The following is a 3,654-nucleotide window of genomic DNA, read 5'->3' on the forward strand; positions in this document are numbered from 1 at the left end:
TAAAAATGTTGGTTTTATGAATTTTAATACTTTGACTTAACAAAAGGAATAAATAACAGAAATAAAAAGCAAAGAGCGAGGATAATTAAACTTCCTACTATACCAGTGCTAGTACTTACAACTCCCATTAAAGGAGGTACCAATGCGCCACCAACTATTGCCATAACTAGTAAACCAGATATTTCATTTGATCGTGATGGCATCCCATTTATAGCAATTGAAAATATTAATGGAAATAGATTTCCTGCGCCTAGTCCAACAATAAAAATAGCTACTTGAGCCATAATTCCAGTAGTTGAAAAAATGATTAATAATATTCCCGCAAGTGCTAAAATAGTTGTAGAAACTAGAAAGAATATGGGTTTTAAAAATTGTAGTAAAATAGCTCCAACAAATCTACTAATCATAAGTGCAGTAAAGTATATACTAATTCCATACGATGCATTTTCTAGTGAATACCCGTGGAGTTTCATTAAAAAGCCTTGTATGTTAGAGTTCATGCCAACATCAGCTCCAACAATGAAAAATATAGCAATAACCATAGCTAGCACAAATTTGTTGGTTAACAATTTCATGCAAGACGAAAATGATGCTGGAATTTCAGATTTTATTTTTTCTTCTATTTTTGTACTTGAAAGCCATAGTATAGAGAGTAGGGTAACAACAGCGTAGACAATAAGAACCCATTTCCAGTCTCCGTATTTTAAAGCAGCAAAAGTGGCAACAATAGGTCCCAATAAAGATGTTATGGCTTTTACAAATTGAGATAAACTAAGGAAACTTGAAAGCTTCTTTTTAGATACAACTTCTTGCAATAAAGGGTTTGCAGCTACTTGAACAATGGTATTTCCTATGCCTATACCTATAAATGCTATTAAAACTGAAATAAAGGAATAATATATAAAAGGAATCAATAAACCAACAAAAGTAACAAGTAAACCAATGTTCATCATACGCTTTTTGCCAATTTTATCCTGAAGTACTCCAACAGGTATTGAAAACACAAAAAACCAAATAAATACCATAAATGGAATGAATTGAGCTAATGTGTCAGAGAGTTCAAAATCTTTTTGAACATAACCAGTAGATACACCAACTATATCTACAAACCCCATAACAATAAAAGTTAGGAATACGGGAAAAATTTTACTTATATTTATTTTTTGTGATGTCATTTTAAATTTATTTAAAGGTTAGGGAGGTCATCTTGTATGTTATTCCAAAAATTAGAGTTAAATAATTTGGCACTACCTATAATTGCTGCATCTTCCATTAAAGTTGATATTTCAATATCAACAGCTAATCCAGCACCCATAATAACTTGTTTTAAAGCTGGAATAAAAAGATTGCCAGCGTTAGATATGTTACCTCCCATAACAATTAACTCGGGTTGGTATTTCTGAAGAAAAGGAACCATAAAATGTCCCATGTTAGCACCAAATTCTTCAAAAAGAAGTTTAGAATGAGGTGTATTCGCTTCTGCAATTTCTTTTACACCTTGTATGTTTTTTGTGGAAATTTCATGATAACGTTTAATGCACCAACGGGTAGAAAAATAATCATCTCCAATACCATCTTTAAATGGTTTATCCCATAAACAACCATCTTTAGGAACTTGTGGATGATTTACCAATGGGATTCCGTTTTTAATAAAGGCAGAACCAAAACCAGTTCCTAAGGTAACGGCTATAATTTTAGCACAATTTTTTGCTTTTCCTTGAGCAGATACCCCAACAGCAAATGAAGTGGCATCATTAAGGAATCTGAAATTAGTTTTTTCAGAGATAAGATATTTTGATAATTCGTCTGGAATAGAAACACTATACAGGTTTTCATATTTATCATTATCACCTTCAAATAAAGCAATTCCCTTCTTATAATTAAAAGGCCCTGGAATGGCAAAACCTATATCTATATGCTGTTTCAAAGAAGCGCTAAGGATAGTCTTATTAATAGCTTCGCTCCATTTTTTTAAAATGATATCTTTTTCAGCTTTATTATCAACCTTCACAGAAAAAGTAGTTTCAGGAATGATAACAAGATTTTTTAGATCTACAGCGGCACTTGTTATATGACTACCGCCAACATCTACTCCAATGGCTATTTGATTATTCATTCTATATGTTTTTAATTTAAGAGTCTCTTTTTATTTCTATATCATATGTGAAATAATTGGTACGATAATAAACTATGTTATATTCCACAGGACGATCTCCAAGATCACATACTATTCTTTCTCTTTTTAAAATGGGCGTTTCCTTTTCAACATCAAGTAATAAACTTATTTTTTTTGAAGCAGTAATAGCGCTTATTTTTTCTTTAGAGGTGGAAACTATTACATCATGTTCTTTTTCCAATAGCTCATACAAAGGCGTATTAAAATTTTCCTTTCCAGTGATGCCTACCCTTGGATGAAAATAGGATACTGAATAAAGATATTTGGCATCTTTAGACCCTCTAATTTTTTCTAGCTTCCATATTTCTTTTGATTGAGAAATAGCTAATCCATCATTTATTTCATTTGGAGCATTTACCAATGTATTTTGCACCATATAGTTTACAACATCGATCCCTTGATTTCGCATTTCCTTGGTAAAACTAATCCAGTTGTCTAATCGGGTTGTTATTTTTTTGTGTACTACTTTTGAGCCTACTCCTTTTTTACGTTCTATAAGGCCTTCGTTAACAAGTGTATTTACAGCTTGTCTTACGGTATTTCGGGAAACTCCTAATTTTTTTGATAAGGTTACCTCTTTTGGAAGAAGGTTATTTCCGTTTTTATATTCTTCCAAAGAAATCAACCTTCTTAGGTATTTTTCTATTTGAGCATGAAGTGGGATAGCGCTTTGTTGATCTAATCTAAAATCCATATGATATCATTTTGTGTATTTGTTAAATATACTGCATTTACTTTTGCGACTCTGCCCATTCTTATAGCCTGTTAATGGCTTTATATAAAACACCGGCTTACCCCTCTGAAATAACCCTAAATATTTTTTTATGATTTTATTTTTTTTCATTTGACATTGATGGAGGTATTTGTTCTATACCCCACTTCTTATTTGGCTCTGGCCCCATTGTAAAAGATAATGTTCCTCCCTTTACAATTTCATTTCTATACATCCAGCTATTTTTAATTGATGAACCATTAAAATTTGCAGACTGGATATATACATTCTTTGGCGAGTTGTTCTTTGTTTCTATCACCAGTTCTTTTCCTGAATAATAGTCGGGATTGAGGTCAATTATTACTTTGTTGAACAGGGGGCTTCCGAATTGCAAAGTCGGGTGCATGGAAGCGTGGCCCTGGACATCAAATAAACCAAGGGCAGCCATCACGTACCACGAACCCAACTGTCCCTGGTCTTCGTCCTGACCAATGCCGTAACCGTGTAAAGGTTCCAGGCCATAAAATTCGTTGCAAATGGCGCGGGTCCATTTTTGTGTCAGCCAGGGTTGTCCGCTGTAATTGAAGAGCCATGAAGCATGCAGACCGGGCTGGTTGCCATGGTTGTATTTTTCTTCAATACCCGAGAACCCATCCACATGACCGGGATTACCGCTGAAATTATTTTTTTGTGCGAGGGTAAATGTTTTGTCCAGGCGCCGGTTAAATAATTCCTGTCCCATCGACTGAATAAGTCCGTCCACATC

At 33.8% G+C, this 3,654-nt stretch carries 4 protein-coding genes; all 4 read right to left on the minus strand.

Annotation, left to right across the window (positions count from 1 at the left end):
• Positions 1-23: 23 nt before the first annotated feature.
• Positions 24-1,175: a sugar MFS transporter gene (locus Q0352_RS11390; RefSeq protein ID WP_299527583.1), complete on the minus strand. Its 1,152-nt coding sequence runs from the start codon at positions 1,173-1,175 to the stop codon at positions 24-26.
• Between the two features lie 11 nt (positions 1,176-1,186).
• Positions 1,187-2,116: an ROK family protein gene (locus Q0352_RS11395; protein WP_299527585.1), complete on the minus strand. Its 930-nt coding sequence runs from the start codon at positions 2,114-2,116 to the stop codon at positions 1,187-1,189.
• A gap of 16 nt (positions 2,117-2,132) precedes the next feature.
• Positions 2,133-2,870, minus strand: coding sequence for a GntR family transcriptional regulator (locus tag Q0352_RS11400; protein WP_299527587.1), 738 nt, complete (start codon positions 2,868-2,870; stop codon positions 2,133-2,135).
• A 136-nt stretch (positions 2,871-3,006) separates the two neighbouring features.
• A partial coding sequence (locus Q0352_RS11405) for a glycoside hydrolase domain-containing protein (RefSeq protein WP_299527589.1) occupies positions 3,007-3,654 on the minus strand: 648 nt, incomplete at its 5' end.

It is taken from the genome of uncultured Lutibacter sp., from assembly GCF_937891065.1.
Classification (GTDB): Bacteria; Bacteroidota; Bacteroidia; order Flavobacteriales; family Flavobacteriaceae; genus Lutibacter.